This is a genomic window from Nocardia sp. NPDC057353 (assembly GCF_042667085.1).
In the GTDB taxonomy this organism is placed as follows: Bacteria; Actinomycetota; Actinomycetes; order Mycobacteriales; family Mycobacteriaceae; genus Nocardia.
In genome coordinates this window covers 155,200-171,231 of the sequence record NZ_JBHVAK010000001.1, presented here as the reverse complement: position 1 = coordinate 171,231, position 16,032 = coordinate 155,200, and the positions used below count along the sequence as shown (strand labels likewise).

The 16,032-nt window shown below is 74.2% G+C and carries 1 protein-coding gene (only partly in view); it reads right to left on the bottom strand.

What is annotated here, in order from left to right; translation table 11 throughout:
- Window positions 1-15,982: the 5' portion of a type I polyketide synthase gene (locus ACFUUZ_RS00720; protein ID WP_378690763.1), read on the bottom strand. The gene continues 4,361 nt to the left of window position 1, outside the view; the window shows 15,982 of its 20,343 coding nt (coding positions 1-15,982); it begins with the start codon at window positions 15,980-15,982; the stop codon falls past the left edge of the window.
- Between the last annotated feature and the right edge of the window lie 50 nt (window positions 15,983-16,032).

Sequence of the window (16,032 nt, the reverse complement as noted above, 5' to 3'; positions counted from 1 at the left end):
CGGGATCGGGGTTGTAGACCGCGGCGATGTCCCAGCCGCGGTCGTCCGGCATGACGGTAATGGCGTCACCGGCACCGATCACCAGCTCCCACAACTGCTCGGGGGTGCCGATCCCGCCGGGGAACCGGCACGCCATCCCCACCACGGCAATGGCGTCGCCGGTGGCCGCGGCGGTCGGGCTCGCGGTCGGCCGGTCGGCGGTGTCGGTGAGGAGCGTCCGGAGCAGGAGACGGGTGACGGATTCGGGGGTGGGGTGGTCGAAGATCAGGGTGGAGGGCAGGGCGACGCCGGTGCTGCTCGCCAGGCGGTTGCGGAGTTCGACGGCGGTCAGCGAATCGAACCCCAGGTCGCGGAAGGCGCGGTCGGTGTCGACACCGGAGGCATCGCGGTGCCCGAGCACCGTGGCGGCATGGCCGCGGACCAGCTCCGACAGATAGCGGTAGCGCTGCGGTTCGGTCATGGCCGCCAGCCGGGCGGCCGCGCCCGCGGGCGTCTCGGCGTCGTCGGCGGCGACCCGGCGGGCCTGCGCGCGCACCAGGTCGCGGAGCAACGGATGGATCGTCTCCGGATGCCTGCGGAGCGCGCCGTGGTCCAGGTCGATGGCGAGGACCGCTGTCGCCGCACCGGTGACGGCCGCGTCGAAGAGGGCGAGGCCGCGGCTGGTGGGTAGCGGGCGCATGCCACCGCGAATCATGCGGGCGTGATCGGCGCCGGTGAGCGCACCGGTCATGGCACTGGCCTGCTCCCACAGTCCCCAGCCGATCGACACCGCCGGAAGGCCCTGCGCGCGGCGCGCGGTAGCCAGCGCATCCAGGTAGGCGTTGGCCGCCGCGTAGTTGGCCTGCCCGGCATTGCCGAAAGCCGCGGCGGCGGAGGAGAACAGGACCAGCGTTCGCTCGCCGATCAGCTCGTGTAGGTGCCGGGCGGCGTCTGCTTTGGCGGCGAGCACCGACCGCACCTGCCGCGGGGTGAGCGATTCCACCACCCCGTCGTCGAGTACACCGGCCGCGTGCACGACCGCCGTCAGCTTCGGGATTCCGGTCAGGAGCGCAGCGACCGCCTGCCGGTCGGCGACATCGCAGGCCACCACCTCAACGGCCGCGCCCGCGCCGGCCAACTCGGCGATCAGCTCCGCCGCGCCCGGCGCGTCGGCGCCGCGGCGGCTGGTGAGGACCAGCCCGGTCGTCCCGGTGGCGGCCAGGTGGCGTGCCAGAGCCGCGCCGAGGACACCGGTGCCGCCGGTGATCAGCACCGTGCCCTCGGTATTCCACGGCTGCGGGATGGTGAGCACGACCTTGCCGATGTGCCGTGCCTGCTGCACGAAACGCAGCGCGTCCACGGCGCGGCGGGCGTCCCAGCTCCGGGTCGGCAGTGGGCTGAGCGCGCCCGATTCGAACAGCGCTGCCAGCTCGGCCAGCATCTGCTGGATCCGATCCAGACCCGCCTCCGCCAAATCGAATCGGCGATACCGCACCCCCGGATACCGCTCCGCCACCTCGCCCGGATCCCGGACATCGAGCTTGCCCATATCGATCAACCGACCACCCGCGCCGAGCATCGACAACGACTCGTCCAAGAACTCCCCGGTCAACGAATTCAGCACCACATCGACCTCGCCCAGCACCCGACCGAAACCCAACTCACGCGAAGAAGCGATCCGCTCGACATCCACCGCGGCCCACTTGCCCGGGCTCGCAGTCGCACACACATCCAAACCCCACAGCCGCGCCAACTGCGTCGCCGCCATGCCCACACCACCGGCAGCGGCATGGATCAGCAACCGCTCCCCCGACCGGACCTGCGCCAGATCCCGCAAGCCGTACCAAGCGGTCAGGAACACCACCGGCACCGACGCCGCCTGCGCGAACGACCACCCGGCGGGGATGCTGGTCACCGTGCGCCGGTCGACCACCACCGACGGCCCGAACCCGCCGACGAAGAGCCCCATGACCCGATCGCCGACCTCGATCCCGGTGACCTCGGCCCCGACCTCCTCGACCACCCCGGCGCCCTCGCTACCGAGCACCGCCGCACCGGGGTACAGGCCGAGCCCGATCAGCACATCGCGGAAGTTCACCCCGGCGGCGAGCACCCGCACCCGCACCTCGCCCGCGCCGACGGCAGCCGCGGCGACCGGCTCCGCCGACACGCTCTCCAGCGATCCGTCCGCTCCCGGCGTCAGCCGCCAGGCCGTGCCTGGGAGCTCGAGCCCCGCCGCGGTCTCGGGCACCAGCCGCGGGGTGTACAGCACCCCGTCGCGCACGGCGACCTCCGGCTCCCCGGCGACCGACGCGCGCAGCAATTCGGTGCCCGAGGTGGTGCTGTCGCTGTCGATGAGCACGACCCGGCCCGGGTGTTCGGTCTGCACCGACCGCACCAGCCCCCACACCGCCGCGGCGGCCGGATGCACCGGGTCGCCGGGCTGCACGCCGACGGCATGGTCGGTCAGCACGACCAGGGGTGTGGTCTCGGGTGCTTGCAGCCGGGATTGTACGAGTTCCAGGACCCGGCCGACGGCATCGGCCGGATCACGGTCGTCGGGGGTGTCGTACAGCCTCGCGTCCGCGCCCGCGGCGAGCAGTGCGGCACACAGCTCCGCTGAGCCGAGCACGGCCCAGGAGCCGGCGGGTTCGGCCCCGGTGTGGTCGGCGTGCGGCGTCCACTCCACCGTGTACAGGTCACGGGCAGCAGGACGGAGCCGATCCCTGCTCACCGGCCGCAGGGTCAACCCCTCGATGGTGATGACCGGCGCGCCGAGCGGGTCGGTCGCGGTCAGGGTCACCGTGTCGGCTGCGGTGCGGTGCAGGCGGACTCGCAGCGCGCGGGCGGCGGTGGCGTGCAGCTCGACGCCGGTCCAGGAGAACGGCAGCAGTCCGGCACCTGCTTCGGTGTCCGCGCCGATCCCGGTGAACCCGACCGCGTGCAGGGCGGCGTCCAGGAGCGCCGGATGGACACCGTAGCCGCCGTCGGCGGCGGCATCGGGCAGGGCAACCTCGGCGTAGATGTCGCCGTCGTGCCGCCACGCCCCGCGCAGTCCGCGGAAGGCGGGGCCGTAGCCGAGTCCGGTGGCAGCCAACCGGTCGTAGTGGTCCTCGATCGGGATCGGGGCCCCGGGGGGCCAGGGCTGCGGCAGGCCGCCGGCTCCGCGATCCGCCGGTTCCGGGGCGAGCGTGCCGGTGGCGTGCCGAGTCCAGGGCCGGTCGGTGCCGTCCCCGCGGGTACGGGAGTAGATGTCGATGCCGCGGCTGCCCTGTTCGCTCCCGACGACGACCTGGAGTTCGGTCACGGCCGGGTCGTCAGGGGCGCCGAGGATCAGCGGTGTGAGGATCACCAGTTCCTCGACGCGGCCGCAGCCGACCTGATCCGCCGCGCACACGGCGAGTTCGACGAAGGCGGTGCCGGGCAGCAGCATCGAACCGAAGACAGCGTGGTCGGCCACCCACGGGTGGGTGCGCGCGGAGACCAGTCCGGTGAGCACGACGGTGCCCGCCTCGGCCACCCCGACCGCGGCGCCGAGGAGCGGGTGCTCCACCACGCCCTGGCCGAGCCCGCTCGCATCGCCGTTCGGGCCGGACTCCAGCCAGTAGCGGCGGCGCTGGAAGGCGTAGGTCGGGAGCTCGATCCAGCGCTCGCCCGCGGACCAGTCGTTGGCGGCGTTCCAGTCGACGGTTGTTCCGGTGACGAACAGCTGGGCCGCCGCGGTGAGCAGTTGTTCGCGGTCGGGCTGGTCGCGGCGGAGCGAGCCGACGGCGATGCCGTCCTGGATCCCGGGACTCAGCACCGGGTGCGGCGAGACCTCCACGAAGGTCGCGTAGCCGTCGGCTCCAGCTGCCGTCACCGCGCCGTGGAAATCGACGGTGGTGCGCAGGTTCTCGTACCAGTACGCCGCGTCCATGGCGGTGGTGTCCAGGACGCTCGCGGTGACGGTCGAGTACAGCGGCACCCGGCTCGGGCCGGGTTCGACTCCGGCCAGCACCTCGGCCAGCTCGTCGCGCAGCGCCGCTACCGCCGGTGAATGCGAGGCGTAATCGACCGGGAGCCATCGGGTTCGCACGTCGGCGTCCAGTTCGTCCACAACGCGCTGGAGTGCCTCGACCGTACCGGAGAGGACAACCGAGTCGACGGCGTTCACGGCCGCGACCGAGACTCCCGGTCGCTCCTGGACCGCCGCGGCGACCGACAGCATGGTGCCGGTGCCGCTCAGCGACCGCAGTGCCGCGCTGCGCAGCGCCACCACCCGGGCACCATCCGCCAGGCTCAGCGCACCGGCCACCACGGCGGCCGCGATCTCCCCCTGCGAGTGCCCGATCACCGCGGCGGGGCGCACGCCCCACGACTCCCACACGGCGGCGATCGAGACCATGACCGCCCACAGCACCGGCTGCACCACATCCACCCGCGCCAGCGCTTCCTCGTCACCCAGGACGTCGCGCAGCGACCACGAAACATGCGGCGCCAGCGCCGCTTCGCACTCGTCCATCCGCGCCGCGAAGACCGGTGACGACGCGAGCAGTCCGCGCCCCATCCCGGCCCACTGGCCGCCTTGGCCGGGGAAGACGAACACCACGCCGGAATCCCCACCCGCCGAACCGGATACGACTCGGGGATGTGGTACCCCCTCGGCCGCGGCCTCCAACCCGGCCGCGAAGTCGTCGGGGTCGGTGCCGATCACGACCGTCCGATTCTCGAACAGCGTCCTGGTCGACAGCAGGGAGCGGCCCACCTCGGCCACGCCGAGCCCCGGGTGCGCGCGCAGCCATCCGGCCAGCCGGGCCGCCTGCCCGGCCACGGCGGGCTCGCCGCGCCCGGAGATCACCCAGGCCACCGGGCCTGCTGTTTCGGCGGGGCCGGGCTCGGGACGGTCGTCGGGGGCCTCTTCCAACACGACGTGCGCATTGGTTCCGCTGATGCCGAACGATGAGACCGCCGCCCGCCGCGGATGGCCGTTGGTAGGCCATTCCCGCGCGCTCGTCAGCAGTTCGACCGCGCCGGACGTCCAGTCGACGTGCGGGGTCGGTTCGTCCGCGTGCAGCGTGGCGGGCAGCATCTCGTGCCGCAGCGCCATGATCATCTTGATCACTCCGGCTACTCCGGCGGCGGCCTGGGTGTGGCCGATATTGGATTTCACCGAGCCCAGCCACAGCGGGTGCTCCGGCTCGCGGTCCCGGCCGTAGGTGGCCAACAGGGCCTGCGCCTCGATCGGATCACCCAGCGCGGTCCCGGTACCGTGCGCCTCCACCACATCGACATCGGCGGTCGTCAGCCCGGCGCTCGCCAGCGCCTGCCGGATCACCCGCTGCTGGGACGGGCCGTTCGGCGCGGTCAACCCGTTGGAGGCGCCGTCCTGGTTCACCGCGCTGCCGCGCAGCACCGCCAGCACCCGGTGCCCGTTCGCCCTGGCGTCCGACAGTCGCTCCAGCACGAGGACACCGACGCCCTCGGCGGGGCCGAAGCCGTCCGCCTCGGCGCCGAACGCCTTGCAGCGCCCGTCCGCGGCGAGGCCGCGCTGCCTGCTGAAGTCCAGGAAGGTGCCCGGGGTCGCCATCACGGTGACGCCACCGGCAAGCGCCAGCGAGCACTCGCCGCGGCGCAGCGCCTGGCCCGCCCAGTGCAGCGCCACCAGCGACGACGAGCACGCCGTGTCGACGGTGACGGCCGGGCCCTCCAGTCCGAGCGCGTAGGCGATGCGCCCGGAGACCACGCTGCTCGCATTGCCGGTGCCGAGGAAGGCCTCGACACCGTCCGGAACCGCGCTCATCTGGGTGGAGTAGTCGTGGTACATGACACCCGCGAAGACACCGGTGTCGCTGCCCTGCAGTGCCTTCGGGTCGATCCCGGCGTGTTCGATCGCCTCCCAAGCGGTCTCCAGCAGCAGCCGCTGCTGCGGGTCCATGGCCAGCGCCTCGCGCGGCGAGATCCCGAAGAAGCCGGCATCGAAATGCCCGGCGTCCGGGAGGAATCCGCCCGAGCGGCCGTAGGTCTTGCCGAAGGCCTCCGGGTCCGGGTCGTACAGCCCCGCCAGGTCCCAGCCGCGATCTGCGGGGAACGGGGTGATCCCGTCACCTTCGCGGAGCACCAGCTGCCACAGCTCCTCCGCCGAGCCGACGCCGCCGGGCAGCCTGCACGCCATGCCGACCACGGCCACCGGCTCGTCCACGGCGAGCACCGGCGCGGCCGGTGCGGCGGCGGGTGCGTCCCGGCCGCCGAGCTGATCGAGGATGTGGCCGGTGATGCGCTCCGGGGTCGGGTAGTCGAAGATCAGGCTCGCGGGTAGCCGCAGGCCGGTCGCGGCGCCGAGCCGGTTGCGCAGGTCGATGGCGCTGAGCGAGTCGAATCCCAGCTCGCGGAACGGCCTGCCGATCGTGATGGCCGCCGGGTCGGCATGCCCGAGCACACCGGCCACGTGGCCGGTCACCAGTTCGGTGACGATCCGGTGGCGCTCCGCCGGAGCCAGCCGGGCCAGCCGCTTGCCGAAGTCGTCGCCGCCGGCCTCGGTGCGGGCGCGCCTGCGCGGTACCCGGACCAGCTCGCGGAAAACGGAGGGCAGCGAGCCGTTCTCGGCATTCCGGCGCAGCGCGCCCCGGTCCAGCTGGACCGGAAGCAGATGCGGCTCGGACATCGCCGTCGCCGCGTCGAAGAGCGCGAGCCCCTGTTCGGTGCCGAGGCCGACCGCGCCGCGGCCGGTCAACCGGGCCCGGCCCCGCTCGCCCATCCGGCCGGTCATGGCGCTGGTCTGCGCCCACAGCCCCCAGCCGAGCGAGGTGGCGGTCAGGCCGAGGGCCCGGCGATGGTGCGCGAGCGCGTCCAGGTAGGCATTGGCGGCGCCGTAGCCGCTCTGGCCCGCGTTGCCGAAAGCACCGGTGGCCGAGGAGAAGAGCACGAAATCGGTGAGCGGGATCCCCGCGGTGAGCTCGTGCAGGACCCAGGCCGCGTCGGCCTTCGGGGTGAGCACGCGGAGCAGCTGCTCCCGGTCCATGGCCTCGACGGTGCCGTCGTCGAGTACCCCGGCCGCGTGCACGACCGCGGTCAGGGGATGCTCGGCCGGAACGGAGTCCAGCAGCGCCGCCACCGCCTGCCGATCCGCCGTATCGCAAGCCACGACATCCACGTGCGCGCCGAGGGCGCGCAGCCGGTCGGCCAGCGCGCCCGCGCCCGGCGCCTCGATTCCGCGGCGGCCGGTGAGCAGCAGCCGCCGGGCGCCGTTGGCCACGAGGTGCCCGGCCAGCGCGCCGCCGAGCACGCCGGTGCCGCCGGTGATCAGGACGGTTCCCGGCTGCGACCGGTCCCGGTCCGCGGCATCCGGCGGGCGCACTGCCGGGCGGAGCCGCGGCACCAGCAGTTGCCCGTCCCGCAGCGCCAGCTGCGATTCGCCGTGGGCCGGAAGGCTCGCCGGGTACCCGGCGGTATCGGCATCGAGCAGCAGGAAGCGGCCAGGATGTTCCAGGTCGACGCTGCGGATCAGCCCCCACACCGCGGCGGCGGCCGGATCACACACCTCGTCACCCGGCGCGGCGGCAATCGCTCCCCGGGTGAGCACGGCGAGCCGGGTGTCCGCGAGTTCGGGGGTGCGCAGCCAGCGCTGCACCAGTTCGAGCACGGGGGCGACCAGCGTGGCCGGTCGGCCGCGGTGGGCGGTGCCGGTGAGCGGTAGCACCACCAGCTCCGGGGGCGCGACGAGCAGGGTGTCGAGATCGCTGTGCACCGGCCACTCGCCCGGTGCGGCGGTACTGAGATCCGGGATTGTCAGCAGCGCGATCGAATCGGTGTCGTCGGGAGCGGGGCCGGGATGGGCGGTCCAGGCCACGGTGTAGAGGTCGCGGGTGGTGCCGGTGGGCAGCCGGTCGGCGTCGACGGGGCGCAGCGTGAGGCCCTCGATCGAGATCACCGGGGCGCCGGAGGGGTCGGTGGCGGTGAGCGCGACGGTGTCGCCGGTGGGGTCGGTGCGGTGCAGCCGGACCCGCAGCGCGCGGGCGTCGGTGGCGTGCAGCTCGATGCCGGTCCAGGCGAAGGGCAGCAGCGCGGCGCCGCCGCCGATGCCGGTCTCGCCGATCGCGTGCAGCGCCGCGTCCAGCAGCGCGGGATGCACGCCGAAACCGTCGGGAGCACCGGGCAGGACCACCTCGGCGTAGATGTCCCCGGCGTGCCGCCAGGCAGCCCGCAGCCCGCGGAAGGCGGGGCCGTAGCCGAGGCCGACGCCGTCCAACCGGTCGTAGAGCTCCTCGGTCGCCACCGGTACGGCGCCGGCCGGGGGCCACTCCCCCGCCGGTTCGGGCGCGGCGGCCGGGTCGGCGGCCAGAGTGCCGGTGGCGTGGTGTGTCCACGGCTCGTCCTCGTGCGGCCGGGAGTAGATGTCGACGGTGCGCTCGGCGCCGGGCCGCGCGACGAGGACCTGGAGATCGCGGGCGGTGCTCAGCTCCAGCGGGGTGTGGATGATCAGCTCCGCCACCCGCGCGTACCCGATCCGGTCGGCCGCGCAGAGCGCTAGTTCCACGAAGGCGGTGCCCGGCAGCAGGATCGAGCCGTGCACCACGTGGTCGGCCACCCACGGCTGGGTGCGCGGCGCGATCCGGCCGCTCAGCACCAGTGTGCCGGTCTCGGCGAGCTCCGATGCCGCGCCGAGCAGCGGATGGGCCACCGCGCCCAGCCCCAGGCTGCCCGCATCGCCGCCCGCGGCGGTGGCCTGCAACCAGTACCGTTCGTGCTGGAACGCGTAGGTCGGCAGCGGAATCCACGGTCCGTCGGTGGCATCCGCCAACTCGATCGGCGTTCCGGTGACGAACAGCCGCGCCGCCGCCGTCAGCAACTGCAACCGTTCGGGCTGGTCCCGGCGCAGTGATCCGGTCACCACGCCGCCGCCGGGCAGGTCGTCCAGGGTCTCCTGGATCGGGGCGGCCAGCACCGGGTGGGGCGAGACCTCGAGGAAGGTGGTGTGCCCGGCGCCGATCGCGGCGGTCACCGCGGCGTGGAAGGCGACGGTGCCGCGCAGGTTGTCGTACCAGTACCCGGGGTCCATCGCGGTGGTGTCGAGCAGCTCCGCGGTCACTGTCGAGTACACGGGGACCAGCCCGGCCCGCGGGGTGATCCCGGCCAGTGCCTCGGCCAGTTCGTCGCGCAGTACCTGCACGGCGGGCGAGTGCGAGGCGTAGTCCACCGGCAGCCAGCGGGTCCGCACCTCGGCGTCGAACCCGGCCACCGTCTCCGCGAGGGCATCAGCCGGGCCGGAGAGCACCACCGCCGCCGGGCCGTTCACCGCCGCGACCGAGACCCGCTCGTCGAGCCTCAGCCGCTCGACCGGCAGCGCCACCGAGAGCATCGCGCCGGTGCCGCCGAGCGCCCGCAGCGCGGCGCTGCGCACCGCGACGACCCGCGCGCCGTCGGCCAGGGTCAGCGCACCGGCGACCACGGCGGCGGCGATCTCGCCCTGGGAGTGCCCGATCACCGCGGCGGGCCGCACGCCCCGTCCCTCCCATACCGCGGCCAGCGAGACCATGACCGCCCAGAGCACCGGCTGAACGACATCCACCCGGGCCAGCAGCTCCGCGTCACCGGACTCGATCACCGCGCGCAGCGACCACTCCACCCACGGCTCCAGCGCCGCCTCGCACGCGGCCATGCGGTCCGCGAAAACCGGCGTGGTGGCGAGCAGTTCGCGCCCCATCCCCACCCACTGACCGCCCTGGCCCGGAAAGACGAACACCACGCCGGACGCGACGCCCGCCGTGCCGGTCAGCACGCCGGGATGCGGCACGCCCGCGGCCGCGGCATCGAGCCCGGCGAGCAGCGCCGCACGCTCGGCGCCGACCACGACCGCGCGGTCCTCGAAGAGCGACCGGGTGCCGAGCAGTGCCCGCGCGACCTCGGCCGTCCCGGACTCCGGATGCTCGCGCAGCCATTCCGCCAGCCGCCCGGCCTGCGCGGCGACGGCATCCGGGCCGCGCCCGGAGACCACCCAGGCCACCGGCTCCGCCGCGTCGGCGGGCCGCTCCGGAACGACCTCGTCGGGCGCCTGCTCCAGCACGAGGTGCGCATTGGTGCCGCTGATCCCGAACGACGACACCGCGGCACGCCGGGGCCGGTCACCGTCCGGCCACTCCCGCGCCGCCGTGAGCAGCTCGACCGCGCCGGAGCCCCAGTCCACATGCGGTGTCGGCTCGTCCACGTGCAACGTCGCGGGCAGCACGCGGTGCCGCAGCGCGAGCACCATCTTGATCACGCCCGCCACTCCGGCGGCGGCCTGGGTGTGGCCGATATTGGATTTCACCGAGCCCAGCCACAGCGGGTGCTCCGGCTCGCGGTCCCGGCCGTAGGTGGCCAACAGGGCCTGCGCCTCGATCGGATCACCCAGCGCGGTCCCGGTACCGTGCGCCTCCACCACATCCACGTCCGCGGTGGTGAGCCCGGCCGCAGCGAGCGCCTGCCGGATCACCCGCTGCTGGGACGGGCCGTTCGGCGCCGTCAGCCCATTGGACGCCCCGTCCTGGTTCACCGCGCTCCCGCGCAGCACCGCCAGCACCCGATGGCCCTTGGCCTCGGCATCCGAAAGCCGCTCCAGCACGACGATGCCGACGCCCTCGCCCCAGCCGGTGCCGTCCGCGGCGCCGGCGAAGGACTTGCAGCGGCCGTCCACGGCCAACCCGCGCTGCCGGGAGAACTCGACGAACATCTCCGGTGTCGACATGACGGCAACGCCACCGGCCAGTGCCAACGAGCACTCGCCCCGGCGCAGCGCCTGGCCGGCCAGGTGCAGCGCCACCAGCGACGACGAACACGCGGTGTCCACGGTGAGCGCCGGGCCCTCCAGGCCGAGCACGTAGGCGAGGCGGCCGGAGACCACGCTGCCCGCGTTGCCGGTGCCCATGTACCCCTCGACATCCGGCGGCACGGCATCCAGCCGGGTGGCGTAGTCGTGGTAGCTTGCGCCGGCGAAGACGCCGGTATCACTGCCGCGCAGCGACTTCGGGTCGATCCCCGCGTTCTCCAGCGCTTCCCAGCCGATCTCCAGCAGCAGCCGCTGCTGCGGGTCCATCGCCAGCGCCTCGCGCGGCGAGATCCCGAAGAACCGGGCGTCGAAGCCTCCGGCGTCGTGCAGGAATCCGCCGTCGCGGGCGTAGGTGGTGCCCGCGCTCTCGGGATCGGGGTCGTAGAGCGCGTCCAGATCCCAGCCGCGATCCTCGGGGAACCCGCCGATGGCGTCCCCGCCCTCGGCGATCAGCCGCCAGAACTGCTCCGGCGATGCCACGCCGCCCGGCAGCCTGCACGCCATGCCGACCAGCGCGAGCGGCTCGTCGGAGGCGGTGCGCCGCTGTGGTGCGATCTGGTCGTTCCCGTCGTCCGGGGACAGTGCCCGGATGACGAAGTCCGCGGTGTCGGTCACGGTCGGATAGTCGAAGGCCAGCGTCGAGGGAACGGCCACCCCGGTCGCCCGGCTCAGCTCGCCCGCGAGTTCGATCGCGGTGAGCGAGTCGATGCCCAGCTCCCGAAAGGTGCGGTCGGTGCCGACGGAGTCGGGGGTCGGGTGTCCGAGTACCCGGGCGGCGGTCGCGCGCACGAGGTCGAGCACGGCCCGGCGCCGTTCCGGCGCGGCGGCTCCGACAAGGTGCGCGAGCTGCTCCGAGCCGCCCGCTCCGGAGGCACGATCCGCGCCGGCGGGAGTCGCCATCACCTCCGGGATGCCGCCGAGCAGGGGCGAAGGCCGCAGCGCGGTGAAGTGCGGGTGGAAGCGCCGCCAGTCGACATCGGCGACGGCCACGGTGACGTCCCCGCCGTCGATGGCGTGCCCGAGGGCGCGCAGCGCGGAGTCCGGCGGCAGCGGCGCCAGCCCGCGGCGATCCAACCTGTCACCGAGATCGCCCGCCGCCATGCCTGCTTCGGCCCACGGTCCCCAGGCGATGGCGGTCGCGGGCAGCCCGCCGCGGTGGCGGTACTCGGCGAGCGCGTCCAGGTAGGCGTTGGCGGCGGCATAGCCGCCCTGCCCGCCGGAGCCCCAGACGCCCGCGGCGGAGGAGAACAGCACGAAGGCCGCGAGCGGCAGCTCCGCGGTGAGTTCGTGCAGGTGCCACGCCCCGGTGCGTTTGACCGTCAGCACGGTCGCCAGCCGCTCGGGTGTCAGCGTGTCGACGGTGCCGTCGTCCAGCACCCCGGCGGTGTGCACGACGGTGCTGAGCGGATGGTCGGCGGGCACGGCCGCGAGCACGGCGGCCAGGGCGGAGCGGTCGGTGATGTCGCAGGCCACGATCTGCACCGGCACGGTGGGCGCGAGCGTGTGCAGCTCGGCGCGCAGGTCGTCGGCGCCGGGGGCGGCCGGGCCGCGGCGGGAGAGCAGCACGAGCCGTTCCGCGCCGTGCGCGGCGGCCCAGCGGGCGACGTGCGCGCCCAGCGCGCCGGTGCCGCCGGTGATCAGGACCGTGCCGCGCAGTTCGGTGGCCGGTGCGGTGGCGGACGGTGCCTGCGTCAGGCGGCGCAGGAAGACCCCCGCCGAGCGGATTGCGACCTGATCCTCCCCTGCGGTGCCCGCGAGCACCGCAGCCAGTGCCTGCTCGGCGCGGGTGTCGAGCACCTCGGGCAGGTCGATGCTGCCGCCCCAGCGCTCGGGGTGCTCGAGTGCCACCACCCGGCCCAGGCCGTCCACCATGGCCCGCACCGGCGCGACGACCTCGGCTGGACCGACCGCCACCGCGCCCCGGGTCAGCGACCACAGCGGGGCACCGACTCCGGCGTCCCCCAGCCCCTGCACCAGGGCAACGGTGCTCGCGAGCCCCGCCGAGACCCCGCTCACCGACTCGGTCCCCGGCGCGGGATCTTCGAGCATCCCGAGCAGGGACAGCACCCCGGCGGGCCGGTCCTGCAGCACGTCGCCGAGCCGAGCGGCCCAGGTGTGCCGATCGGCGGCCGGGTCGGCGTCGAGCACGTGCGCGCTCGCACCGTGCTCGGTGACGGCCCGCGCGCACGTCGCCGCGAGATCATCGTGCTCGGGTGCGGCGACGATCAGCCAGGTCCCGGTGAGCCGGGCGGGCCCGGCCGGCGCGGGGGCGGGCTGCCACCGCACCCGGTAGCGCCAGGCGTCGAGCCGCGACCGCGCGCGCCGGGTGGTTCGCCACTCGGTCAGCGCCCGAAGAACCGGATTCCACTGCGCCGCATCGGTATCGGTGCCCGGCGCCAGCTCGCCGACGGCACCGGCCTCGACCAGCCGCCAGAAGTCCGCGTCGTCGCGCGGCTCGGCCGGGGCGCCGTCGGGTTCGAGCCAGTACCGCTGCCGCTGGAAGGCGTAGCTGGGCAGCCCGACACGCTGCGGCGCCGACCCGGAGTACAGTGCGGCCCAGTCGACATCGACGCCGGCGGTGAAGAGCCGGGCGACGCCGAGCAGCACCGCCTCGGCCTCCCGCTCGCCGCGCAGCAGTGCCACCCCGGCCGGGCCGGTGAGGCTCGCGAGGCCGCCGTCGCCGAGCTCGAGGAAGTGGCCGGTGCCGCGCTCGGCGAGACCGGCGAGGGCGTCGGCGAAGCGCACGGTCGCGCGGACGTGCCGGACCCAGTACTCGGCCGAGGTCGCCTGCTCGGCGGTCAGCGGCTCGCCGGTGCTGTCGGAGATCACCGGGATGGCGGGCGGTCGCAGCTCGACCGCCTCCAGCACGGCGCGGAACTCGTCGAGCATCGGCTCCATGCGCTGCGAGTGGAAGGCGTGCGACACCGTCAGCCGTCGGGTGCGGTGGCTCGCCGCCGACCAGTGCTCGGTGATGGCGGTGACCGCGTCCAGGTCGCCGGAGATCACGACCGCGTCCGGGGCATTGACCGCCGCGATCGAGACCCGGTCCCCGACATCGCCGACGGTGGCGAACGATTCGAGTACCTCGCGGTGCCCGGCCCGGATGGATGCCATCGCGCCACCGGCGGGCAGCAGCTGCATGAGCCTGCCGCGTTCGGCGACCACGCGGGCCGCGTCCGGCAGCGACAGCACCCCGGCCACGTGCGCGGCGACCAGCCCGCCGATCGAATGGCCGAGCAGATGATCGGGGGTGACCGACCAGGATTCCAGCAGCCGGAAGAGCGCCACTTCGACCGCGAAGAGCGCGGGCTGGGTGTAGCCGGTGTCGTGCAGCAGCGCGGCGTCGGGCGAGCCGGGCTCGGCGAACAGCACCTCCCGCAGCGGCCGCGGCAACCAGCGGTCGAGCTCGGAACATACCTGCTCGAGCGCATCGGCGAAAACGGGGAATGCCGCGGCGAGCACCTTTCCCATTCCGGCGCGCTGGGCGCCCTGCCCGGCGAACAGGAAGCCGACCCCGCTCCGCGCGTCGGCGGGCAGCACGGCGTTCGGGTGCGGCACGCCGGTGGCGACGGCGTCCAGTCCGGCCAGCAGCGTCTCGCGGTCGCGGCCGACCACCACGGCGCGGTCCTCGAAGATCGCGCGGGTCGTCACCAGCGACCAGCCGAGATCGGCGGCACCGCGGGAATCGGCGGCGAGCTCGGGGTGTGCCAGCAGCCGGTCGCGCAGCCGCGCGGCCTGTCCGGCGACCGCGGCCCGGCCGCGTCCGGAGAGCACCCAGGCCACCGGGCCGTCGAAGCCTGGCCTGGCGGTCTCCTCGGTGTCCTCCCCGGGTGCCTGCTCCAGGATCACGTGCGCATTGGTGCCGCTGATCCCGAAGGAGGAGACCGCGGCCCGGCGCGGCTGCCCGTTCTCCGGCCACGCGGTGGCCTCGGTGAGCAGCTCGACGCCGCCCGCGCGCCAATCCACGTGCGGGGTCGGCTGATCCACGTGCAGGGTCCGCGGCATCAGCCCGTGCCGCATGGCCAGCACCACCTTGATGACGCCCGCGATGCCTGCGGCGGCCTGGGTGTGGCCGATGTTCGATTTGATCGAGCCGAGCCGCAGCGGGTTGCCCGGCTCCCGGTCCAGGCCGTAGGTATCGAGCAGTGCCCTGGCCTCGATGGGATCACCGAGCGCGGTGCCGGTGCCGTGCGCCTCGACCAGATCGATATCGCGGGTGGTCAGCCCGCCGGCGGCCAGGGCCCGGCGGATCACCCGCCGCTGCGCGGGGCCGTGCGGCGCGGTGAGGCCGTTGGAGGCGCCGTCCTGGTTGACCGCGCTGCCGCGCAGGATCGCCAGCACGGGGTGGCCCTTGGCGCGGGCGTCGGCGAGCCGTTCCAGCACCACCACCCCGACGCCTTCGCTCCAGCTCGTGCCGTCGGCGGCCGCCGCGAACGATTTGCACCGCCCGTCCGCGGCCAGGCCGCGCTGGCGGGCGAACTCCACGAAACCGGTCGGGGTCGACATGATGGCGACCCCGCCCGCCAGCGCCATCGAGCACTCGCCACGGCGCAGCGCCTGCCCCGCCCAGTGCAGGGCGACCAGCGACGACGAACACGCGGTGTCGACGGTTACCGCGGGGCCCTCCAGCCCCAGCGCGTACGCGACCCGGCCGGAGAGCACGCTGCCTGCGGTTCCGGTCAGCAGGTAGCCGTCGGCGCTGTCCGCCGCGCGCTGCGCGACCGCCTCGTAGTCCTGGGCATTGCTGCCGAAAAAGACCCCGGTATCGCTGCCGCGCAGTACCACCGGATCGATGCAGGCGTCCTCCAGGGCTTCCCAGCTCGTCTCCAGCAGCAAGCGCTGCTGCGGATCCATCGCCAGCGCCTCGCGCGGCGAGATCCCGAAGAAGGCGGGGTCGAACTCCGCGGCATCGTGCAGGAATCCACCCTCGCGGGTGTACGTCGTCCCGGCCCGCCCCGGCTCCGGGTGGTAGATGGCGTCGATATCCCAGCCGCGGTCGGCGGGGAAGCCGGTGATGGCGTCGCCGCCGTCGACCACGAGTTGCCACAGCTGCTCGGCCGAGCGCACGCCGCCCGGGTACCGGCACGCCATGCCGACCAGGGCCAGCGGCTCGGTGTCGCGGCCTTCCAGCTCGGCCACCCGCCGGTTGCTCGCACGCAGGTCGGCGGTCACCTTCCGCAGGAAGTACCGCAGTTTTTCTTCGTTCGACGTGTCGTTCGACATCGGAGACTACTTTCGATAGCGCGCCACGAAAGCGCGGCCGGGTCGCCCCG